The sequence below is a fragment of the Micromonospora sp. NPDC005367 genome (assembly GCF_040606825.1).
Taxonomy (GTDB): Bacteria; Actinomycetota; Actinomycetes; order Mycobacteriales; family Micromonosporaceae; genus Micromonospora.
In genome coordinates, this window is record NZ_JBEXFP010000011.1 from 70,223 (window position 1) to 91,052 (window position 20,830).

The following is a 20,830-nucleotide window of genomic DNA, read 5'->3' on the forward strand; positions in this document are numbered from 1 at the left end:
TCGCCCAGATCCGACCAGCGACATCTCCGGGAGAGCCGTGTTCGCGCTGCCGCTGACCACCGACGTCGAGCTGCGTCCGCTCGAGCCCTGGCGGGCCGAGGAGTTCCTGGCCCACCTCGACCGTGCCCGCGAGCACATCGCTCCCTGGGTGGGGCCGTCCTTCGTGGCCACCGACCTGGAGTCGGCCCGGGCGGTGCTCCAGCGGTACGCGGACCGTCGGGCGCGCGACGCCGGAGCCATCTGGGGACTGTGGCGTCACGACACGCTCGTCGGCGGGGTCATGTTCGTCTCGTTCGACGTCGCGCTCGGCGTGTGCGAGGTGGGCTGTTGGCTCGAACCGTCCGCCCAGGGCCACGGGCTGGTCTTCCGGGCCGTACGTCACGTCGTCGACCGGGCGGTGCGGGAGCGTGGCATCCACCGGGTCGAGTGGCGCACCAAGCCCGACAACGTACGCAGCATCGCGCTGGCGCGCCGGTTGGGCCTGCGTCTCGACGGCACGCTCCGCGAGGTCTACCCGGGCCCGTCCGGCCGGATCGACATACAGGTCTGGTCGGTGCTCGCCGACGAGTGGCGGGCAGCGTTTCCCGCCGAGGGTGGTGACTCGGACGCAGGCCGGCACGCCGTCGAGTGACCGGGGCACCCGGCCCGGGTCGAGCGCGTCGACCAGCCGCCGGGCGTACCCCCTCTCGCGTCCGGAACGGGTGCCGAGGAACCTGCGCAGCTGCGCGTCCACCGGGCGTCCCTGCTGGGCCGGCTGCCGTTCGAAGAGCCGGAACGAGCGCAGCTCGCCCTCGGCGGCGGCGACCTCCTGCACCGCCTCGACGCCGACCGCGCGGATCAGTTCGTCCTGCCGGTCGGCGACGCAGATGTGGAATCCCAGCGCGGCCATCGCGTCGCGGGACAGCTCCGCCCCGTATCCCGCCCGATGCAGCCCGCGCCGGACGGCCAGCGTCTCAAGGGCGACCCGGTCGCTCTCGCCCTCGACGAGACTCGTTTCTGTCGTACCCCCGCGGCAACATGCATCCATGGCTGTCTCCGCGCTGACCCCTCACTCCGATCAGCCGCGCTCCCTGCCGTTGCGCGAGGCGCGCACCCGGCTCACCCAGCTCGTCGCGCTCGCCGAGCTGACCGACACCGTCACGGTGGTGACCCGCGACGGCGATCCACGTCCGGTGGCCGCGATCGTGCCGGCCGGCGCCGCGCGCACCCAGGCGCAGGCCCGTTCCGACGCCGACCGGCTCGCCACGGTCACCTCCGGCTGGGCCCGCCGCCTCGACGAGCAGCGCCGGCAGAGTGGCCGCCGGCACGCGGCCGAGCTGCGGGCGGTTCGTGCCGCGTTGGCGCAGGCATGGGCCGAGCTCGACCGCCGTACCTCGGGCGACGATCCGGTCCTCGCCCGGCTCCGGGCCGCCCACGCCGATCTGCTCGCCGACTGATCCGGTTGCCACGTCGCCGGCGAGAAGCGCCGGCTGCTGTCAGGCCCGGCGGGTCCGGCCCTTGAGGTGGCGACCCAACTCCCGGGCGATCTCCCGATTGGCGTCGCGTTCGGCGAGGGCCTGACGCTTGTCGTACGACCGGCGGCCCCGGGCGAGCGCGAGTTCCACCTTGGCCCAGCCGTTCTCGAAGTACATCGACAGCGGCACGAGCGTGAACCCGCCCTCCCGGGTCCTGGCGAGGATGCGCTCGATCTCCACCCGGTGCAGCAGCAGCTTGCGGGTGCGCCGCGGCTGGTGGTTGGTCCAGCTGCCGAAGCCGTACTCGGCGATGTGCAGCCCGTACAACATGATCTCGCCGTCGCGTTCCTGGGCGAACGCGTCGACCAGCGACGCGCGCCCCTCCCGCAGCGACTTGACCTCGGTGCCGGCCAGCACGATCCCAGCCTCGTACGTCTTGAGGATCGTGTAGTCGTGCCGCGCCTTCTTGTTCGAGGCGATCAGCCGGCGCTCGGGCTGCCTGGAGGCGTTCACCCGGCTGAGGATATCCGGACGCCGGGCGCCCGCCCGCCCGGTCCATGGCGAGCCGAGTCGATCAGGGCAGCCCGCCCGAGCCGCAGCACCGGCCACGGCGGCCGGGGGAGCACGGTCACGGGGGCCGGCGGTCAGGAGGTCTCGGTGCGGAGCCGCTCGGCGAGTTCCCGAACCGACTCGGTGAGCCGGTCGTCGGATTCGCCCGGCCAGTGCCCGAAGATCGGCGGTGGCACGCTGTCGCTCGGCGGAGGAACCACGTCGCGCGGGTCGATCTGCCGCCGGTCCACCGTCGCCGCCGGGTCGTCCGGGCGCGTCGGGTCGCCCGGCCGGTTGGGCGAGAAGATCCAACTGCCGATCTGGTCGGTGTCCCGCCAGATGTTGATCCACCGCCAGCCGACCCGCCTGCCCACCTCCCGGAGCACGTCGTCGTCGACGTACGCGGGGAACAGGGGGCCGTAGAGCCGGCGCAGCGGCGAGCCGTAGGTGAGCAGGGCGACCCGTTCCCCCACCCGTTCCGGCAGCTGCAGCACGGTCGCCGCGAGCAACACCGACCCGTGGCTGTGCCCGGAGAGCAGCACCCGGTTGCCCTGCCCGACTAGGTAGGTGATCCGTCGGGTCAGCTCGGGTACCGCCCGCTCGGCGTAGCAGGGCGGGGCGAAGGGGTGGGTGCCGCGGGGCCAGAACGTGCCCAGGTCCCAGATCACGCCGACGTACCGGCGGAACTCGACGGTCCGGTAGGCGAAGATGCCGCCGACGAGCAGGCCGAGGAGGATGGCGGCGATCACGTAGCTGCCCGTGCCGAGGAGAAAGTTCACCAGGTCGCCGGGAACCCCGATGTAGCCCTGGACGATGTCCGCCGGGTACCGCCCCATGAGTCCGAAGACACTGGTGGCCAGGCCCAGCCCGATGAGGCAGGCGTAGGCCATGGTGATCGGCTCCAGGTGCTCGGTGAATCGAGCCCGGGCGATGGTCCGCTCGACCTGCCGCAGCCGTGGCCCGGCCTCCGGCGGAGCGTTGGGAAAGTCCCGAGCGACGATCTCGGCGGCGATGCGGTACCTGCTCCGGACGGAGATGACGGTCACCAGCCCGGCGACGAGCAACGTGCCGAGCACCGCCAGCACGAATCCGAAGATCGCCCACTTGTACGCCGGCGGCGGGCTGATCAGGAGGCGTGCCGCGGTCGGCTGGTCGCGGTTCAGCAGGTCCGCCACCCGGTAGACCAGCTCGGAGGAGAACGCCACCGCCAGCCCGGTGGCGACGGCCGCGATGGCCGGTGCTCCCCAACCGCTCCGGGTGGCCCGCATGCCCCGACCGCGCAGCACGACGAGCCCGATGCCGGCCAGCAGCAACGTCTGGGCGACGAAGATCCACGCCAGGGTGGCCCCGTAGCGGGGCAGACCGATCCCCGCCGGCCACGGCGTCGGGTCGACCAGGACGACCACCACGACCAGCACGGTCAACCCGCAGGCGATCGTGCGCAGGGTCCGCATGACGAGGTCCGCCCTAGGGCCGGCTTTTGGCCTTTCTATCAGGTTGTGGGCGCAGACCAGCACCACGCAGGCCACCAGGACCGCTCCGACCAGCACCGCCAGCACCAGCGACGCGACGGAGGCGCCGGGCCCGGCGCGGGCGGCGAGCAGGCTCGCGTCGAGTGTGGCGAACGCGGTCGCGACGTGGATCGAGCGCAGCCGTCCGACGATCGGGGCGAAATTCTGTTCGCCCGCCGCACCGAGCTGGTACTTTCCGGACTCGGTGCGCGTGGTTGGGCGGAATGCGCTGAACGGCCGGCCGGGCCGTGCGCCGAGCCACCAGAGCAGGCCGATGGCCCCGGCCGGGACCAGGCTGAGCACCGCCAGGCGCAGCCCGGTCGGCTGTGCGCCCAGCCAGGACAGCCAGTCCCGGTCTCGGACGCAGCGCGGGGAGGCCATGCACTGCCAGGCGACCAGATCCAGTGCGACCCCGACGATGGAGAGCACGTAGAGCGCGGTCAGGGTGAGCCCGAGTACCCGGCACAGCGTCTTCATCAGGGCATGGGATTCGGGAGGTGTCGGACGCATCCAGGCCGCCACGTTGCAGAGCATGAACGGCAGCAGGAAGACCAGCGACAGCGTCCGCACCGCGGTGCCGGAGGGCAGATCGCTCCAGCGGTACGCCTCCACCGTGACGCCGCCCGGGCCGCGGGTGTCCGGGTAGCCGGGCCGCGGGCGGAAGAACCCGCCGTTGTTGTCCCCGGCGACCTGGTACGCGTGCGGCCGGTCCAGCACCTGCTCGGCGCCGGCCCCCGAGACCCCGTGCACCCGCAGCTCAACGACCTCGCCGGTCTCCGCCGGCCCGGCCGCTGACGCCGGCGTCCCCGACATAGGCCCCCCGGAGGTGTCTACGGCAGCCCGGGCCGCGGCGCCCCGCCGGCGCCCGGCCCCGGTTACCCGCCCGGACGCCCGGCAATCGTCCTGCCGACCCGCTATCACGCCTCTTTCCGGATGCGCCCCACCCAGGTGCCGGTGACCGCTGGTGAGCGAGGTGGTTTCATGGGCGCCATGGCGAATCCGGTGATCCTGACCGTTGACGACGACCCGGTGGTGTCCCGTGCGGTGGCGCGCGACCTCCGCCGGCGCTACAGCGAGCGCTATCGGGTGATCCGTGCCGGGTCGGGCCCCGAGGCGCTGGACGCGCTTCGCGAGATCAAGCTGCGCGGTGAACAGGTGGCGCTGCTGCTCGCCGACCACCGGATGCCGGAGATGAACGGCATCGAGTTCCTCGAGGCAGCGATGGATCTCTTCCCCGCCGCCCGGCGGGTGCTGCTCACCGCGTACGCGGACACCGACGCCGCGATCGAGGCGATCAACGTCGTCGACCTGGACCACTACCTGCTCAAGCCCTGGCACCCGCCGGAGGAGAAGCTCTACCCGGTGATGGACGGGCTGCTGGAGGCGTGGGCGGCCACTCCCGAGGCGGCGCTGACCGAGATCCGGGTGGTGGGGCACCGCTGGTCCGCCCCCTCGTTCAAGATCCGTGACTTCCTGGCCCGCAACCTCATCCCGTACCGCTGGCTGCTCACCGACGACCCGGAGGGCGCCCGGCTGCTCGCCGCGGCCGGCGCCGGCGAGACGGACGTGCCGCTGGTGGTGACCGCCGAGGGCAAGACCTTGATCGCCCCGTCGACGGCCGAGCTGGCCGGCGTGGTGGGGATCGCCGTGCAGCCGACCACCGACTTCTACGACGTGGTGGTGGTCGGCGGGGGGCCGGCCGGTCTCGGTTCCGCCGTGTACGCGGCGTCGGAGGGCCTGCGTACGGTGCTGGTGGAGCGCCGCGCCACCGGCGGACAGGCCGGGCAGAGCAGCCGGATCGAGAACTACCTGGGCTTCCCTGACGGCGTCTCCGGAGCCCAGCTCACCGACCGGGCGCGCCGGCAGGCGCTCAAGTTCGGCGCCGAGCTGCTCGGCACCCGGGAGGTGATCGGCCTGACTGAGGCAGGCGGTGCCCGGTTGCTCCGCTTCGGCGACGGCACCGAGATCGCCGCGCACACCGTGGTGCTCGCCACCGGCGTCTCCTACCGGGCGCTCGACGCCCCCGGCGTCGGCGACTTCACCGGTCGGGGGGTCTTCTACGGAGCTGTCTCCACCGAGGCACCGAACTGCGTTGACCAGGACGTCTACATCGTCGGCGGGGCGAACTCCGCCGGGCAGGCGGCCGTCTTCTTCTCCCGCTACGCCGCCCGGGTGCACCTGGTGGTCCGGGGCGCCGACCTGACCGCGTCGATGTCGCGTTACCTGATCGACCAGTTGGAGCAGAGCGACCGGATCACCGTGCACCCGCACACGCAGGTGGTGGGCGCGGCGGGCGGCGAGCACCTGGAACGGATCACCCTCTGCGACTCCCGTACCGGCGAGGTGCGCACCGCCGACACCTCCTGGCTGTTCGTCTTCATCGGCGCGGAGCCGCGGACGGACTGGCTGGACGGGGTGCTGGTGCGTGACCAGCGTGGCTTCATCATCACCGGGCCCGACCTGGTCAGCGACGGGAAGCCGCCGTCCGGCTGGTCGCTGTCGCGCGACCCGTACCACCTGGAGACGAGCCTGCCGGGGGTCTTCGCCGCCGGCGATGTGCGCTCCCAGTCGGTGAAGCGGGTCGCCTCCGCCGTGGGCGAGGGGGCCATGGCCGTCTCGCTGGTGCACCGCTACCTGGCGGCGCAGTGAGCGCCCCGACCGGCCGGCTGGCGCCGGAGGAGCTGCGCACCCTGTTCCTGTTCGAGGCGCTGGACGACGAGCAGCTGGCCTGGCTGGCGGAGCACGGCCGGAGGGAGCAGCGGGCCGGCGGCACGGTGGTGTTCGACGAGGGTGAGGCCGCGACCTGCTTCTTCGTCCTGCTCTCCGGCACGGTGACGCTCAGCCGGCGGGTGGGCAACGACGAGCTGGAGCTGAGCCGGAGCTCCCAGCGGGGGGTGTACGGCGGCGCCACCCAGTCGCACCTCGCCGATGAGACCGAGCAGATCTACCGCTACACGATGCGCGCGATCACCGACGCCGAGTTCTTCGTGCTTGCCGGGGAGAAGTTCGCGTATGCGGTCCGCACCTGGTTCCCGATGGCGATCCACCTGTTGGAGGGGCTGTTCATCGGGATGCGGAACACCCAGACCCTCGTCGGTGAGCGGGAGCGGCTGCTCGCCCTCGGTTCCCTCTCGGCCGGCCTCACCCACGAGCTGAACAACCCGGCCGCGGCGGCGGTCCGGGCGACCTCGGTGCTGCGCGACCGGGTGGGCGCGATGCGGAGCAAGCTCGCGATGATCGCCGACGGTCGCCTCGACGGCAGCGCCCTGCACCGTCTGGTGGAGTTGCAGGAGGAGGCGGTGGCCCGGGTGGTGACCCCGCTGAAGCTCAGCCCGATGGCCGCCGCCGACGCCGAGGACGCGCTCACCGACTGGCTGGACGAGCACGGGGTACGGGATGCCTGGGACCTGGCGCCGATCCTGGTCGGTGGCGGCGCGGACACCGAGTGGCTGAGCCGGGTACGGACGATCGTCGGGCCGGCCGACCTGGAGTCGGCGATCCGGTGGCTCACCTACACCGTCGAGACAGAGTTGCTGATGCAGGAGATCGGCGAGGCGGTCACCCGGATCTCCGGTCTGGTCGGCGCCGCCAAGCAGTACTCACAGCTGGACCGGGCGCCGTTCCAGGTGGTCGACGTGCACGACCTGCTCGACGCCACGCTCGTGATGTTCAAGGCGAAGATCCCCGCCGGGGTCAAGCTCGTGAAGGAGTACGACCGGAGCCTGCCGCCGGTGCCGGCGTACGCGGCGGAGCTGAACCAGGTCTGGACCAACCTGGTCGACAACGCGCTGGGCGCGATGGGGGACAAGGGGACGCTGACCGTACGCACCGAGCTGGCGGGTGACCTGCTCGCCGTGGAGGTCGCCGACACCGGGTCGGGGATCCCGCCGGAGGTGCGTCCGCGCATCTTCGAGCCGTTCTTCACCACGAAGCCGGTGGGCAGCGGCACCGGCCTCGGGCTGGACATCTCGTACCGGATCGTCGTGCACAAGCACCACGGCGACATTCGGGTACGCAGCGAGCCGGGCGACACGGTCTTCCGGGTGCTGCTGCCGCTGACCGCCGAGCGCCCGCCCACGCCGGATCCGCTTCCCGCGCCCTGACCGTCCGTACCGGCGGGGCGCGGGTTCAGCCGGATCGACGCGGTAGTGGTTCAGCGCGCGCGGTATGCGGCCAGGAAGTCGGCGAGCACCCGGGTGTGCGTGTCGAAGGCCAGCTCGATCGGCTCGGTGAGGACCAGCCACTCGGTGGCCTCCTCGGTCGGCGCCGAGGCGGGCAGATCTTCGGCACGCTGCTCGGGCAGCACGCCGAAGACCATCATCGTGCCACCGGCGGGCGCGCTGTGCACCGCGAAGAGCGTGGCGTCCCGCGCCGCCGCGATCAGGCCGGTCTCCTCGCGCAGTTCACGGACCAGTGCCTCGTTCCACTCCTCGCCGTACTCGATGAACCCGCCGGGCAGGGCGAGCTGCCCGCGAGCCGGCTCGATGTCCCGCCGGACCACCACCACGCCGACGCCGGCGGTGGTGCGGACCGGGAGCACCGCGACCGCGACCGGCAGCGGGTTGCGCCAGACCGTCTGCCCGCAGACCGGGCAGACCCGCGGCCACCCGGCCGACGCCGGGTAGGCGGCTCCACAGAAGGAACAGTGGGCGTACGGCGCACCGGTCATGCCGCAGCACGTTACCCGCGGCCCGCCCTCCACTTCGACCAAGGTCGACTCGGCTTCCGTGAAGTCGGGCTGTCCGCCTCGCCTGAACAGCCCGGCTTCCGTGAAGACGAGTCGATCAAGTGCCGGTGTTGTCGCGGAGGATGTCGCGGGCGTCCATCAGGGCGAAGCCGAGCAGATTCGCCCCGCGCCAGGTGCCGGGCTCGGCGGCCCGTGGGTCGTCGGCGGCGAGCCCGATGCCCCAGACGCGGTCCATCGGGCTCGCCTCGACGAGGACCCGATCGCCGGTGCCGAGCAGGAAATCACGCAGCGCCGGGTGCTGGCCGAACTTGGCGACGCTGCCCGCCACCACGATGCCGTAGCGGGCGGCCTCCCACCGGGCCTCGTCGAAGCCGCGGACCTGCCGGCCGAGCGACTTGGCGCGGTGCGGGTGGGTGGCGGCGAGGATCCTCTCGGCCGTGCCGACGTCGCCGAAGAGCTGCGCCTTGTGCCACATCATCCAGTGCTCGGCGGTGGCGAAGGTGTGATCACCGTCCTCGAACGGGGCGGGCCACCACTGGCTCAGGCACCCGGCGCCGACGCTGCCGTCGCGCTGCGGCCGGTGGCCCCAGAAGAACAGGTAGCGCGGGCGCTGCCCGGCGTGCACCGCGGCGGACAGATCATCGATCGATCGAGGGGACGGCACCGGCGCAGTCTGCCCGATGGCACTGACAAGGTCGACTCGATATCCATGAAGTCGGGCTGTCCGGGCGCGCGCGACAGCCCGACTTCCGTGAAGACGAGTCGATCAAACCGCGCGCGCCGCGCAGGCCGGGCGCCGGGCGGGCCGGGCCCCGGGCGGGCCGCGCGCTGGGCGGGCCGGGCGCTGGGCGGGCGGGCGCTGGGTGGGCCGGGCGCCGGGCGCGCCGTGCCGCGGGGTAGGTCAGGCGGGAACGCCGGTGTAGAAGGCGGTGACCCGGGCGGCGGCGGCCCGGGCGGCCTCGGGGTCGGTGCCGGCGGCGATGCTCGCCTCGCACCAGCGCTCGCTGGCCAGCGTCGTGAACGCCCGCCCCTCCGCCGAGGCCGACCACGCCTCGGCGTCCTCCGGGCGTACGCCCGCCCCGGGCGCACCGAAGTACGACGCGAGGCCGAGCAGTCCGAGGTCCCAGCCGATGCCGACCGCGCCCGGGCCGAACTGCGCCCACCGGTCGTCGTCGACGTGTGCGATGTGGTCCAACTCGAAGCGGGTGCGGTCACCCTCCTGCGGGGTCAGTCGGACCTCGATCCAGCTGACCTCGTTGCCGTACTCCCAGGTGGCCGTGAAGCTGTGCGGCGGGTCGCAGGTCTCCACGACACCACCGGCGTTGCCCTGCAACTGGTAGCGGCCGCCCAGCCGCAGCTCGCCGGAGATCGGCAGGAACCAGCGGGGGATCCGCTCGGCGTTCGTGCAGGCGTCCCAGACGTCCTCGACCGACGCGTCGTACGTCTGGCTGATCGTGGTCACCCGCGCCTCGCCGGCCTCCAGCGTCCGGCTGCCGACCTGCCGCCGGACCGCGTTGATCTGCTCGCTGGCATCGATCATCGTGCTCTCCTCTTGTCGGGATGCTCCGTGGCCCGCCGGCGCGGGCTGTCGTGGGGGGCGGCAAAGGCCGACCGGCGGGGCCGGTCGTCGGGGTCGGCGGATGCCGACCGGCGGGGCCGGTCGTCGGCTCGCGCCGCTGATTCGGTGTGGCCGTGGTGGGCGGACGCCTGCGGTGGCGTTACGTCGGCTGTGCCGCCGGGCTGTTCACGCAGTCGCCGCTCGCGCTTGCCCCGGGCGAGCTCGGTGGCAAGGGCGTTCAGTGGTGGGGTCCAGAACCGGCGGAAGTGGTCGAGCCACTGGTCGACGTCACGCAGCGGGCTCGGGTCGACCGCGTAGAGCCGCCGGGTGCCGTCCGGCCGGACGGTGGCGAACCCGTTGAGCCGCAGGACCTTCAGGTGCTGGGAGACGGCCGGCTGGGAGATGCCGAACTCGCGCTGGATGACGACGCAGACGTCGCCCGCGCTCGTCTCGCCCTCGGCGAGCAGCTCCAGGATCCGGCGCCGCACCGGGTCGCCCAACACGTCGAAGGCATGCACCCGGAAGTTATATCAGCAATGTATTAATTAAGTAAAGGATGATGCGCCGATGAGTTTGTCGAGCCGGATCGGCAGGTCCCGGACCCGTACGCCGGTGGCGTGCCGGACGGCGTTGGCGATCGCTGCCGCCGTGCCCACGATGCCGATCTCGCCGAGCCCCTTCACCCCGGCCGGGTTCAGGTCGGGGTCCTCCTCGTCGACCCAGTACGCCTCGATCTGCTCGACATCCGCGCACCCGGTGATGTGGTACGTGGCGAGGTCGTGGTTGACCCAGTCGCCGTACCGCTCGTCGAGCAGCCCCTCCTCGTGCAACGCCATCGAGATTCCCATGGTCATGCCGCCGATGAGCTGGCTGCGTGCCGTCGTCGGATTCACCACCCGCCCCGCGGCGAACACACCGAGCATGCGGTTCACCCGCACCTCGCCGGTGTCCACGTCCACCCGCACCTCGGCGAACTGGGCGCCGTACGCGTAGCGGGCCATCGGCTGCTGAGCCCGGACCTCGTCGGCGGTGCTCGCCGCCACGGTCAACCCCTCGGGCGGCAGCGTGCCGGAGTGGTGGCCCAGCCGGTCGCGCAGCTCCTGGCAGGCGCGTACCACCGCCCAGCTCCACGAGGCGGTGCCCATCGAACCCCCGGCCACCCCGGCCGGTGGCAGGTCGCTGTCACCGATCCGGATGTCCACCCGCTCCGGCGGTACGCCCAGCGCGTCCGCGGCGACCAGCCACAGCGCCGTACGCGCGCCGGTGCCGATGTCGGTCGCGTTGATCCGGACCAGGTAAACCCCGTCCGGGAACGCGGTCGCGGTGGCCGCGGAGGCGCGCGCACGAGCGGGGTAGCTGGAGCCGGCCACCCCGGTGCCGATCAGCCACCGGCCCTCGCGGCCGGTGCCGGGGCGCGGGTCGCGGTCGGCCCAACCGAACCGGCGGGCCCCCTCGGTGAGGCACGCGACGAGGTTCCGGCTGCTGAACGGATGCCCCTGGTCGGGGTCGACCGTCGGCTCATTGCGGATCCGGAGCTCGATCGGGTCGATCCCGCAGGCGGAGGCGAGTTCGTCCATCGCGGACTCCAGGGCGTACGCGCCCGGACACTCGCCCGGCGCCCGCATCCAGAACGGAGTCGGCACGTCGAGACGGACCAGCCGGTGCGTGGTGCGCCGGTGCGGCGCCGCGTACATGCTGCGGGTGTAGACGGCGGTCTGCTCGGCGAACTCGGTGAGCGTCGAGGTCTGGCTGATCGCGTCGTGGCAGATCGCCGCGATCCGGCCGTCCGCGTCCGAGCCCAGCCGTACCCGCTGGATCGTCGGGGTGCGGTAGCCGATCGGGCCGAAGAGCTGTTGACGGGTCAGGGCGAGCCGGACCGGCCGGCCCACCTGTCGGGCGGCGAGTGCGGCGAGCACCACGGCGGCCTTCGGGTAGCCCTTGCTGCCGAACCCGCCGCCGACGTGTTCGCTGATCACCCGGACCGACTCGCGGGGGATCTCGAACAGCTCGGCGAGCGCGGCCTGCACGGCCGTCGAGCCCTGGTTGCTGTCGTGCAGGAGCAGCTGCCCGTCGCGCCACTGTGCCGTGGTGGCGTGCGGCTCCATCGGATTGTTGTGGTAGGCCGGAGTCCGGTAGGTGACGTCGACCCGCACCTCGGCGGCCTCGAACGCGGCGTCGAAGTTCCCGTCGGTGGTGTCCGTCGGGTAGCCGGGGTTGACCTTCTCCGGCCGGTACAGCCCGGGATGGTCGGCGGTGAGCACGGTGCTGTGCGGTTCGGTGTCGTACTCGATCAGTACGTGCCGTGCCCCCTCCCGGGCCGCCTCGATGCTCTCGGCCACGACCAGGGCCACCAGTTGGCCGCGGTAGTGAACCGTCGGATCCTGCAACAGGTGCAGCTCCGCCTCGACGCCGGTGGCGAGCCGGGGGGCGTTGCCGTGGTGCAGGACGGCGAGCACGCCCGGCACCGCGAGCGCCGGGTCCGGGTCGATCCGGGTGATCCGGCCGCGCACCGCCGCGGCGGGCACCGCCCACCCGTACGTCACGTCGTCCAGCGGGTACTCGACCGCGTACCGGGCCGTGCCGGTGACCTTCTCGCGGCCCTCCAGCCGTGGGTGGGCCCGGCCCACCGCGCCCGCGCTCACCCGCGTGCTCCGGCGTTCACGTCGAGGGCCCGGATCATGCCCGCGGCTCCGCCAGCTCGGTGAGCGCGCGGACGGTGACGGCGCGGATCAGCGGCACCTTGAAACCGTTGTGGCTCAGTGGGCGGGCCACCGCGAGTTCGGCGTCGGCGGCCTGCCCGGCCAGCTCCGGCGTGAACGGCTGCCCACGCAGCGCCGCCTCGGCCTGGTAGGCCCGCCACGGCCGGTGCGCGACCGCGCCGTAGGCGAGCCGGACGTCACGCACCACGCCGCCGTCGAGGTCGAGCACGGCGGCCACCGAACCGACCGCGAAGGCGAACGACGCGCGATCGCGCACCTTGAGGTACGTCGACCGGCGCGCGGCCGGCAGCGGCGGCAGCCGTACGGCGGTGATCAGTGCGCCCCGCCGCAGGGTGGTCTCCCGCTCCGGGTGCTCACCCGGGGACCGGTGCAGTTCGACGAAAGGTACGTCCCGCGTGCCGTCGGGTTCGGCCACCTCGACCACCGCGTCGAGCGCGGCCAGCGCCACCGCCAGATCCGAGGGGTGGGTGGCGACGCACTGCTCGGACCAGTCCAGGATGGCCAGGTCGCGGTTCTGCCCGTGCCGGGCCGCGCAGCCGCTGCCCGGCTCCCGCTTGTTGCACGCCTTGCCGGTGTCCTGGAAGTAGTAGCACCGGGTGCGCTGCAACAGGTTGCCGGCGGTGGTCGCCATGTTCCGCACCTGGCCGGAGGCGGCGGCGAGCAGGGCACGGGCGAGCACCGGATAGTCCCGCCGTACCACCGGATGGGCGGCCAGGTCGCTGTTGCGTACGGTGGCCCCGACCCGCAGGCCGCCGTCGCGCAGCGGCTCGATCGCGTCCAGCGGCAGCCGGGTGACGTCCACCAGCAGGTCGGGTCGCTGCACGCCGAGTTTCATGAGGTCGACGAGGTTGGTGCCGCCGGCCAGGTACGCCGCCTCGGGGTCCCCGCCGAGCAGCGCCACGGCCTCGTCGACATCGGCCGGGCGGCGGTACCGGAACTCCCTCATCGGTCTCCCGCCGTCTCCCGGATCGCGGCGACGATGTGCGGGTACGCGGCACACCGGCACAGGTTGCCGCTCATCCGTTCGCGTACCTCCGCGTCGGTCAGCCGGACCGCGCCGGTGAGGTCGTCGGTGACCGCGCTCGGCCACCCCGCGGCGACCTCGTCGAGCATGCCGCGGGCGGAGCAGAGCTGCCCCGGCGTGCAGTAACCACACTGGAAGGCGTCGTGGGTGATGAACGCCGCCTGCAACGGGGAGAGCGGGTCGGCCCCGGCCAGCCCCTCGACAGTGGTGATCGAGCAGTCGTCGAGGGTGACGGCGAGGATGAGACAGCTCTTCACCCGCCGGCCCTCCAGCAGCACCGTGCAGGAGCCGCACTGACCGTGGTCGCAGCCCTTCTTCGCGCCGACGAGGTCCAGGTGCTCGCGCAGCATGTCGAGCAACGTCGTGCGGTTGTCCAGCGTCAGCTCCCGGCGGGTGCCGTTGACGGTGAAGGCGACCCGGGACGAGCGTTCGTCGCCGGCGACCGTGGCGCTACCGGACCCGTTCTGCACCCGCCCATAGTAGCTTTGTTCGCACTAATCAGAAGAAAACCGGCAAATCGTTCACGGGGGCGGTGTGGAACAGCGGAACGTGGCCGGGCTACTGCTCGCCGCCGGCGGCGGCCGCCGCTTAGGCCGGCCGAAGGCGCTCGTCGAGTTCGACGGCGAGCCGCTGGTGCGCCGTGCGCTGCGCCTGCTGGCCGGCGGCGGCTGCGCCCCGGTGCACGTCGTGGTCGGCGCCGGGGCGAACGACCTGCCGCCACTGCCGGAGGCGGTCCTCGTCCGCAATCCCGACTGGTACCGGGGGATGGGTCTGTCGCTGCGCCTCGGGTTGGCGTCGCTGCCCACGCACGTGACCGCGGCTGTGGTCGTCCTCGTCGACCAGCCGCTGCTCACCCCGGCGGCGGTACGCCGGGTGCGGGCCGCGTACGACTGCGGCGCGGCGGTCGCGACGGCCACCTACGCCGGGCGTCCCGGGCACCCTGTCCTGCTCGGGCGTGACACCTGGCCGTTGCTCGAGCGGTACGCCACCGGGGATCGGGGTGCGCGCGACCTGCTGCGCGCCCGGCCGGACCTGGTGGTCCGGGTGCCCTGCGACGGTGTCGGCGACCCGGCCGACCTCGACACCCCGGCCGACCTCGCCCGCGCCGCACAAGAGGTGAGCGCGGCTCCGGCCCCGGTCCATCAGGCGGTCGTGGTGGGTGACGAAGGCCAGGGATCAGGGTGACCCGGGCACTGCGACTGCAGGATCCGTAGGCGCGGGGGTGACGGGCGCCGGCGTGCCGGTGTCGAACCGGCGCCGGTAGGCACTGGGGGTCAGGCCGGTGTGCCGCACCATCTGGGCACGCAGTGGGGGGAGTCCCCAGACCGCTGGCGCGGGCGACGGCCGTGAGGCGGCACTCGCCGGCGAGCACGTCTGGCACCGTCACGACAGCACGGACGAGTTCTTCCTCGTGCTCTCCGGGGAGCTGCACATCGCCCTGCGGGAGGGGCCGGACGATGGGCCGGTGCGGGAACGCGAAGTGCTCCTGCCGGCCGGCTCCGTGTTCGTGGTGCCCAAGGGAACCGAGCACCGGCCGTACTCCGCCGAGGGGGCCGCGATCCTCATGTTCGAGCCCAGCGGCACGTCCTCGGTCGGCGACCGGCACGACGCCGTCCCAGAGCACGTCGACGCGACGACGGGCCACGCCCTGCCGTGACGTGGCCCGTTTCCGGGGCAACTCGACGGGCGGTCGTTCGGCCATCGGGCCGTGACTCGGAACCGGCAACGTCCGCCGAGGCCGTGGGTACGCGGTGAAGCATCGAGGCCGCGCAGGGCCGCCGCGTACGCATCCGCGGCGGCCCGATAAGCGCCGGTCAGCGGCGCCACTCACCCGCCGCGCGGGAACAACCGCCCGAGCGGCCCGGCCCGCAACCCTTCGCTGGTGACCGCGTGGTAGACGATCATGACGATGATGCCGATCAGCCCGACCACCGGATCGACGAACCAACCGAGCAGGCCGCTCAGCCCGTAAAGGATCAGGCCGGTGACCGGCCGGACACGTTGGTTCCGGACATGCTCGGGGCCGACCTCCCGGGCCCGCAGGGTGGGATGACGGTGCAGGTAGCTGAAGAACGCCAGCCAGGGAGCGGACATCAGGGCCGCCGCGAGCGCGTAGAACGCCACGGCCGCTCGCTGGTCGGCGCTGTCACCCTCGGTGAAGGCCGAGGCCAGCACCGCGGTGGGGAACGGGATGATGACAGCGCCGAAGAGGATGGTGAGGTTGATCCAGTTGAGCGCCAGCGTAGTCCCGCGCACCAGGCGTATCAGCGCGTGGTGATTGAGCCAGATCACTCCGATGTAGCCGAAGGACACCACGAACGCGAGGTAGGAGGCGCCCTCATGGCGCAGCCCGGTCAGCAGGCCGCCCTCGTGATAGTCAGGGACGCGAAGCTCCAGCACCAGCAGCGTGATGACGATGGCGAAGACACCGTCGCTGAAGGCCTTCACGCGATCGGTCTCCGACACCCTGACCTGGCCCTCGGGCGGCGCGGTGCCCTCTTCGGCTGCGGCCATTGCCGCAGGCTATCCGCCCCGCGTCGGGGACGGCGGCGGTTCGCCCGGACATGACCGGGCCGCGGGTGCTGGACCGCCTCCCCGGGCAACCGCCGGTGCGGCACCCGGAGAGGCAGCACGTTGTACCCGCTCAGGCCCCCGGCGCGGCGGCGCCCGTACCCGCCGATCGGTGGGCGCGGATGAGCTCGGCGTAGCGGTGACCGCTCGCCTTCATCGTCCGCCGCTGGGTGGCGTAGTCGACGTGCACCAGGCCGAAACGCTTGTCGTAGCCGTACGCCCATTCGAAGTTGTCCAGCAGCGACCAGACGAAGTAGCCGGCGAGCGGAACGCCCCGCGCCACCGCCGAGGAGCACGCCACCAGGTGCTCCTCCAGGTGGTCGGTGCGCTCCTTGTCCTCCACCGTGCCCTCGGCGGTGACCTCGTCCGGCCACGCCGAGCCGCTCTCCGTGACGATGATCTTCGCGGGCCGGTACTCCGCGTTCACCGACACCAGCAGCTGCTCGAGCCCGGGTGGGTAGACCTCCCAGCCCATCGCCGTCTCCACCGCGCCGGGCACCGGCACCTGCCGGGCGTACGGCGCCGGCCCCGCCGGGTCGTCCACGACCAGCTGACGGAAGTAGTAGTTCACCCCGAGGAAGTCGGTCGGCGTGGCGATTACCGCGAGGTCGCCGTCGCGCACCGGCGGCTCGATGCCGTACGTGGCGATCATGTCCGTCGGGTAGCCACGCCCGTGGATCGGATCCAACCACCAGCGGTTGACGTGCCCGTCCATCCGGCGGGCGGCCGCGACGTCCTCCGGCCGGTCGGTGGCCGCCTCCACCGGGCTGAGGTTGAGCACCAGCCCGACCGACGCCGGCCGGGCGGCGTTGGCCCGTACCGCCTGGGTGGCGAGGCCGTGCCCGAGCAACGTGTGGTGGGAGGTGCGCACCGCGCGGCCGAGGTCCCGCTCCCCGGGGGCCATGTCGCCCTCCAGATGGCCGATCCAGGAGACGCAGAGCGGCTCGTTGACCGTGCACCAGTCGGTCACCCGGTCGCCGAGGCGGGCCGCGACGATCGCGGCGTAGTCGGCGAACGCCTCGGCGGTGGCGCGCTCCGGCCAGCCGCCCCGGTCCTGCAGCACCTGCGGCAGATCCCAGTGGTAGAGCGTGCCGAACGGCCGGATCCCCTCGGCGAGCAGCCGGTCGACCAGCCGGTCGTAGAAGTCCAGCCCGGCCGCGTTGACCGTGCCGGTCCCCTCGGGCAGCACCCGTGGCCAGGCCACCGAGAACCGGTACGCGTCGACGCCGAGCCGGCGCAGCAGCGCCACGTCCTCCGGCCAGCGGTGGTAGTGGTCGCAGGCCACAGCCCCGGTGTCACCGTTGTCGACGTTTCCCGGGCCGGCCGAGAAGGTGTCCCAGATGGACGGAGATCGTCCGTCGACGTCGACGGCCCCCTCGATCTGGTACGCCGCGGTGGCGGTGCCCCAGAGGAAGTCGGGCGGCAGCTTGGACAGGTCCGGCACGGGTCGGTTCTCCTCTGCGGTGGATCGAATCACTTGATCGCGCCGGCGGTGAGGCCGGCGACGAAGTAGCGCTGCAACGCCAGGAAGCCGGCGACGACGGGCACGCTCACCACCAGCGAGGCGGCCATCACCTGGTTCCAGTAGACGTTGTACTGGGTGGAGTAGCCCTGAAGGCCGACCGCCAGGGTGCGGCTGCCCTCGTCCGTCATGACCGAGGCGAAGAGCACCTCACCCCAGGCGGTCATGAACGCGTACACGGTCACCGCGACCACGCCGGGCACGGCCGCCGGCAGGATCACCCGGAACAGGGTGCGCAGTGGACCGGCGCCGTCGACCTGGGCCGCCTCGTCGAGCCCGCGGGGGATCGAGTCGAAGTAGCCGACGAGCATCCAGATCGAGAACGGCAGCGAGAAGGTCAGGTACGTGATGACCAGACCGGTGCGGCTGGCGTACAGCTGGATCCCGGTGGTGTTGCCCAGGTTCACGTAGATCAGGAACAGCGGCAGCAGGAACAGGATGCCCGGAAACATCTGGGTGGACAGGACGGTCATCGAGAACACGCCCCGGCCGCGGAAGCGGTACCGGCTCACCGCGAACGCGGCGAAGATGGCGACGGCCACCGAGCAGACCGCGGCGATGCTCGACACCACCAGGCTGTTCACCAGGTAGTGGGCCAGCGGCACGGTGCTCCACATGTCGATGAACGGTTGCAGCGTCGGGCGGCTCGGCCACCAGGTGAAGCCGTTCTGCACGTCCTGCAACGGTTTCGCGGCCGAGGTGAGCATCACGTACAGCGGAATGACGACGAAGAGGGTGAGCAGGGTCAGCACGATCCGCCGGCCCCAGCGCTCACCGGCGGTCTCACGCATGGTCCCTCCGGCGGTTGGTGATCAGCAGGTAGCCGGCCGAGACGACCAGCAGGAAGAACAGCAGCGCCACGGACATCGCCGAGCCCGACCCGAAGTCCCAGGTCTTGAAGGAGCTGCGGTAGATGTGGATGGAGATTAGGTCCGCCTGCTGCGGCGCCGAGCCGCCGAAGAGCACGTACGGCGTGTTGAAGTCGTTGAAGGTCCAGAGAAAGAGCACGAGCAGCAGGACCAGGTTCACCGGGCGCAGCATCGGCAGGGTGACCGAGCGCAGCCGGCGCCAGAAGCCGGCGCCGTCGATGGCGGCGGCCTCGTAGAGCTCGTCCGGGACGTTCTGCAGACCGGCCATGAGGCACAGGAACGCGAACGGCCAGTTGCGCCAGACCGAGACGACCAGCACCGACCAGAAGCTGTTGTCGCCGATCAGCCAGAACGGCTTGTCGTCCAAGAGCCCGAGCTGGTCGACGAGGACGTGGTTGACCAGACCGGTGTCCCGCTGGAGCAGGAAGCTCCAGGTGATCACGGCGGTGTAGACGGGCAGGGCGTACGGGGTGAGGAACAGCGCCCGCAGGATCGCCCGGCCGCGGAACGGTCGTTGCAGCACGACCGCGCCGGCGATCCCGAGCAGCCAGGCCAGTCCCACCGAGAGCAGGGTGTAGAGCAGCGTGATCCAGAACGAGTGCAGCAGCTCGCGGCCGACGGTGGTGTGGAAGTTCAGCGTCGCCTTGTAGTTGTCGAGCCCGATGAAGGGAGCGGTGGACCAGTCCCGAATGTGGAACTGGGTCAGCTCCAGCAGGCTCATCCAGACCCCGACCAGCATCGGGATCACGTGGATGCCCAGTTCCAGTACGACGGCCGGAACGAGCAGCAGGTACGGCAGGAACGAACGCCGGGGCCGGCGCGGCCGCCGGGCGGGGGCCGGCACCGGCTTCCCGGCCCGGGGTGCGCGCCGGCCGGGGTGGGCACCCGGCGCGGTGGTGCTGGTTGCCATCGGGGTCCTCTCGCCAGGTGGTGGCCGTGGCGGGGCACGGCGGGGGCGCCCTGCCACGGCCACCGGTGACGCCGGGATCAGCGCATCTTCTGCTGCGCGTCGCTCAGCTTCTTCTTCACCGACTCCTCGGTGACCGGGCGGCCGCTGGCCGCGTCGGCGAACAGTTCCTTGATGGCGGTGCCGACCAGTGTCTCGAAGGTGCTCTCGTCGGGCACCTGCGGCAGCGGGGCCGCGGTGGTGGACAGCGTCTCCTGGAGCACCTTCTGCTCCGGGGCGCCGAACGCCGGGTCGGTACCGACGGTCTTCACCGCGGGCAACGAGCCGTACGTCTTGTTGAGGATGGTCTGCTCCTCGTCGCTGGTCATGAACTTCACGAAGCTCAGCGACGCGTCCTTGTTCTTGGTGTGCTTGAAGATCGCCATGTTGATGCCCGCGACCATGCTGTTGACCTTCTTGCCCCCGGCCGGCGGGGTGGCCAGGAACGGCACGGGTGCGATTCCGTACGCGTCGGCCGGCATGTTCTGGGTCTTCAGGTTCGACCCGGCGGCCTGCCACAGCAGCATCGCCGCCTTGCCGTTGGCGAAGTCGGAGACCGACTGGTTCTGCGCGTACTCGGCGTTGCTCGGGTTGGTGATCTTGTCAGCGGCCATGAGGTCGACGTACCGCTTCACCGCCGAGACGTTCTGCGGCGTGTCGAACGTCGGCTTGCCGGACGAGTCGAACCACTCGCCGCCGTACTGCTGGCCGAAGGCGAAGGCGTGGTGGGCGTTCTCGTTCGGGTTGGCGCCCTCGATCGCGAGCCCCCACCGGTCGCCGGTGCTGAGCCTCTTCCCGTACTCGGCGAGCTGCTCCCAGGTGGTCGGCGGGGCGGTGATGCCGGCGTCGGCGAACGCCTTCTTGTTGTAGTACAGCGCGTACGCCAGGCTGTAGAGCGGCACTGCGGCCGGCGGCTTGCCGGGTGCTCCGGCGGCGGCCAGCGCGGCGGGCACGAACCGGTCCTTGCCGCCGACGGCCTGCAACGTGGCATCGTCGAACTCGACGAGCGCCCCGGTGGCCTGCAACGACGCCGACCAGGTGTTGCCGATGTTCACCACGTCCGGGCCCTGCCCCGAGGTGGCCGCGGCGAGCAGCTTGTTGAGCAGGTCCGACCAGGGGACGACCTCAAGGTTGACCTTGATGCCGGTCTGCTTCTCGAACTTGTCCAGCTCCGGCCGAAGGATCGTCTTGTCGGCCTCGATGCTGGCGCCCTGGTTGCTGGCCCAGTAGGTGAGGGTCTTGCCGGAACCGCCGGCGTCGTCGCCGGAGCCGCCGCAGGCGGTCAGCGACGCGGCCGCCAGGACGGCGGCGGTGAGTATCCCGAGGTGTCGTCTCGTGGACACGATCAGCCTTTCCGATGCAATGGTGGGGGTGAGGAGGGGGATTACATAAAGGCTTAAATTATGTCGTCATTTAAGT

20 protein-coding genes are annotated in these 20,830 nt (G+C 71.9%); 6 read left to right on the plus strand and 14 right to left on the minus strand.

What is annotated here, in order from left to right:
- Positions 1 to 37 precede the first annotated feature (37 nt).
- Together ABZS42_RS10740 and ABZS42_RS10745 are read left to right on the plus strand one after the other, a co-directional pair.
- The gene (locus tag ABZS42_RS10740) at positions 38 to 631 is read left to right on the plus strand and encodes a GNAT family protein (protein ID WP_355143876.1); all 594 of its coding nucleotides are present in this window, start codon (positions 38 to 40) and stop codon (positions 629 to 631) included.
- 394 nt (positions 632 to 1,025) lie between these two features.
- Positions 1,026 to 1,436: a type II toxin-antitoxin system Phd/YefM family antitoxin gene (locus ABZS42_RS10745; protein ID WP_355143878.1), complete on the plus strand. Its 411-nt coding sequence runs from the start codon at positions 1,026 to 1,028 to the stop codon at positions 1,434 to 1,436.
- Between the two features lie 39 nt (positions 1,437 to 1,475).
- Here ABZS42_RS10745 and smpB read toward each other — a convergent pair whose 3' ends face one another.
- Positions 1,476 to 1,967: an SsrA-binding protein SmpB gene (gene smpB, locus ABZS42_RS10750; RefSeq protein WP_355143880.1), complete on the minus strand. Its 492-nt coding sequence runs from the start codon at positions 1,965 to 1,967 to the stop codon at positions 1,476 to 1,478.
- Positions 1,968 to 2,098: 131 nt separating this feature from the next.
- Positions 2,099 to 4,327, minus strand: coding sequence for a hypothetical protein (locus ABZS42_RS10755; RefSeq protein WP_355143882.1), 2,229 nt, complete (start codon positions 4,325 to 4,327; stop codon positions 2,099 to 2,101).
- 168 nt (positions 4,328 to 4,495) lie between these two features.
- Between ABZS42_RS10755 and ABZS42_RS10760 the strand changes: the two genes are divergently transcribed.
- Both ABZS42_RS10760 and ABZS42_RS10765 read left to right on the plus strand, forming a co-directional pair.
- Positions 4,496 to 6,163 carry an FAD-dependent oxidoreductase gene (locus tag ABZS42_RS10760; RefSeq protein WP_355143884.1) on the plus strand — a complete coding sequence of 556 codons (1,668 nt, stop codon included), beginning with the start codon at positions 4,496 to 4,498 and terminating at the stop codon, positions 6,161 to 6,163.
- Positions 6,160 to 7,617 carry an ATP-binding protein gene (locus ABZS42_RS10765; protein WP_355143886.1) on the plus strand — a complete coding sequence of 486 codons (1,458 nt, stop codon included), beginning with the start codon at positions 6,160 to 6,162 and terminating at the stop codon, positions 7,615 to 7,617. The genes ABZS42_RS10760 and ABZS42_RS10765 overlap by 4 nt, the downstream gene beginning before the upstream one ends.
- Before the next feature lie 50 nt (positions 7,618 to 7,667).
- On the opposite strand, the gene ABZS42_RS10770 is transcribed toward ABZS42_RS10765, so the two are convergent.
- The 7 genes from ABZS42_RS10770 to ABZS42_RS10800 all read right to left on the minus strand — a co-directional run bounded on the left by ABZS42_RS10770 (position 7,668) and on the right by ABZS42_RS10800 (position 13,973).
- A complete protein-coding gene (locus tag ABZS42_RS10770; RefSeq protein ID WP_355143888.1) occupies positions 7,668 to 8,183 on the minus strand; it encodes an NUDIX domain-containing protein in 516 nt (171 codons plus the stop codon).
- Positions 8,184 to 8,298: 115 nt separating this feature from the next.
- Complete coding sequence (locus ABZS42_RS10775; RefSeq protein ID WP_355143890.1) at positions 8,299 to 8,865, minus strand: NADAR family protein; 567 nt, start codon at positions 8,863 to 8,865, stop codon at positions 8,299 to 8,301.
- A 237-nt stretch (positions 8,866 to 9,102) separates the two neighbouring features.
- Positions 9,103 to 9,741, minus strand: coding sequence for an SRPBCC family protein (locus ABZS42_RS10780; RefSeq protein ID WP_355143892.1), 639 nt, complete (start codon positions 9,739 to 9,741; stop codon positions 9,103 to 9,105).
- Positions 9,738 to 10,277, minus strand: a complete 540-nt coding sequence (locus tag ABZS42_RS10785; RefSeq protein WP_355143894.1) for a metalloregulator ArsR/SmtB family transcription factor — start codon at positions 10,275 to 10,277, stop codon at positions 9,738 to 9,740. Before ABZS42_RS10785 ends, ABZS42_RS10780 begins: the two co-directional genes overlap by 4 nt.
- 27 nt (positions 10,278 to 10,304) lie before the next feature.
- A complete protein-coding gene (locus tag ABZS42_RS10790; RefSeq protein ID WP_355143896.1) occupies positions 10,305 to 12,401 on the minus strand; it encodes a xanthine dehydrogenase family protein molybdopterin-binding subunit in 2,097 nt (698 codons plus the stop codon).
- Between the two features lie 34 nt (positions 12,402 to 12,435).
- Positions 12,436 to 13,425: a xanthine dehydrogenase family protein subunit M gene (locus tag ABZS42_RS10795; RefSeq protein ID WP_355143898.1), complete on the minus strand. Its 990-nt coding sequence runs from the start codon at positions 13,423 to 13,425 to the stop codon at positions 12,436 to 12,438.
- The gene (locus tag ABZS42_RS10800) at positions 13,422 to 13,973 is read right to left on the minus strand and encodes a 2Fe-2S iron-sulfur cluster-binding protein (protein ID WP_355143900.1); all 552 of its coding nucleotides are present in this window, start codon (positions 13,971 to 13,973) and stop codon (positions 13,422 to 13,424) included. The genes ABZS42_RS10795 and ABZS42_RS10800 overlap by 4 nt, the downstream gene beginning before the upstream one ends.
- A gap of 64 nt (positions 13,974 to 14,037) precedes the next feature.
- Here ABZS42_RS10800 and ABZS42_RS10805 point away from each other — a divergent pair, with 64 nt between their 5' ends.
- Together ABZS42_RS10805 and ABZS42_RS10810 are read left to right on the plus strand one after the other, a co-directional pair.
- Positions 14,038 to 14,688, plus strand: a complete 651-nt coding sequence (locus ABZS42_RS10805; protein ID WP_355143902.1) for a nucleotidyltransferase family protein — start codon at positions 14,038 to 14,040, stop codon at positions 14,686 to 14,688.
- A gap of 97 nt (positions 14,689 to 14,785) precedes the next feature.
- The gene (locus ABZS42_RS10810; protein WP_355143904.1) at positions 14,786 to 15,160 is read left to right on the plus strand and encodes a cupin domain-containing protein; all 375 of its coding nucleotides are present in this window, start codon (positions 14,786 to 14,788) and stop codon (positions 15,158 to 15,160) included.
- Positions 15,161 to 15,330: 170 nt separating this feature from the next.
- Here ABZS42_RS10810 and ABZS42_RS10815 read toward each other — a convergent pair whose 3' ends face one another.
- From ABZS42_RS10815 to ABZS42_RS10835, 5 genes are all read right to left on the minus strand, one after another.
- Positions 15,331 to 16,017 (minus strand): TMEM175 family protein, encoded by a 687-nt coding sequence (locus tag ABZS42_RS10815; protein WP_355143906.1) that lies wholly within the window; start codon positions 16,015 to 16,017, stop codon positions 15,331 to 15,333.
- A gap of 130 nt (positions 16,018 to 16,147) precedes the next feature.
- Complete coding sequence (locus ABZS42_RS10820) at positions 16,148 to 17,518, minus strand: GH1 family beta-glucosidase (RefSeq protein ID WP_355143908.1); 1,371 nt, start codon at positions 17,516 to 17,518, stop codon at positions 16,148 to 16,150.
- A gap of 29 nt (positions 17,519 to 17,547) precedes the next feature.
- Entirely contained in the window at positions 17,548 to 18,387 is an 840-nt protein-coding gene (locus tag ABZS42_RS10825; protein ID WP_355143910.1) for a carbohydrate ABC transporter permease, read from the minus strand.
- Positions 18,380 to 19,375 (minus strand): sugar ABC transporter permease, encoded by a 996-nt coding sequence (locus ABZS42_RS10830; protein ID WP_355143912.1) that lies wholly within the window; start codon positions 19,373 to 19,375, stop codon positions 18,380 to 18,382. The genes ABZS42_RS10825 and ABZS42_RS10830 overlap by 8 nt, the downstream gene beginning before the upstream one ends.
- A gap of 77 nt (positions 19,376 to 19,452) precedes the next feature.
- On the minus strand, positions 19,453 to 20,754 hold the full coding sequence (locus ABZS42_RS10835; RefSeq protein WP_355143914.1) for a sugar ABC transporter substrate-binding protein: 1,302 nt from the start codon (positions 20,752 to 20,754) through the stop codon (positions 19,453 to 19,455).
- Positions 20,755 to 20,830: the final 76 nt, after the last annotated feature.

Bases quoted from the DNA above. Each gene is read 5' to 3' on its own strand.
- ABZS42_RS10745 (WP_355143878.1), top strand. From the start codon at position 1,026: ATGGCTGTCTCCGCGCTGACCCCTCACTCCGATCAGCCGCGCTCCCTG.
- ABZS42_RS10755 (WP_355143882.1), bottom strand. From the start codon at position 4,327: ATGTCGGGGACGCCGGCGTCAGCGGCCGGGCCGGCGGAGACCGGCGAG.
- ABZS42_RS10760 (WP_355143884.1), top strand. From the start codon at position 4,496: ATGGGCGCCATGGCGAATCCGGTGATCCTGACCGTTGACGACGACCCG.
- ABZS42_RS10770 (WP_355143888.1), bottom strand. From the start codon at position 8,183: ATGACCGGTGCGCCGTACGCCCACTGTTCCTTCTGTGGAGCCGCCTAC.
- ABZS42_RS10780 (WP_355143892.1), bottom strand. From the start codon at position 9,741: ATGATCGATGCCAGCGAGCAGATCAACGCGGTCCGGCGGCAGGTCGGC.
- ABZS42_RS10795 (WP_355143898.1), bottom strand. From the start codon at position 13,425: ATGAGGGAGTTCCGGTACCGCCGCCCGGCCGATGTCGACGAGGCCGTG.
- ABZS42_RS10815 (WP_355143906.1), bottom strand. From the start codon at position 16,017: ATGGCCGCAGCCGAAGAGGGCACCGCGCCGCCCGAGGGCCAGGTCAGG.
- ABZS42_RS10825 (WP_355143910.1), bottom strand. From the start codon at position 18,387: ATGCGTGAGACCGCCGGTGAGCGCTGGGGCCGGCGGATCGTGCTGACC.
- ABZS42_RS10830 (WP_355143912.1), bottom strand. From the start codon at position 19,375: ATGGCAACCAGCACCACCGCGCCGGGTGCCCACCCCGGCCGGCGCGCA.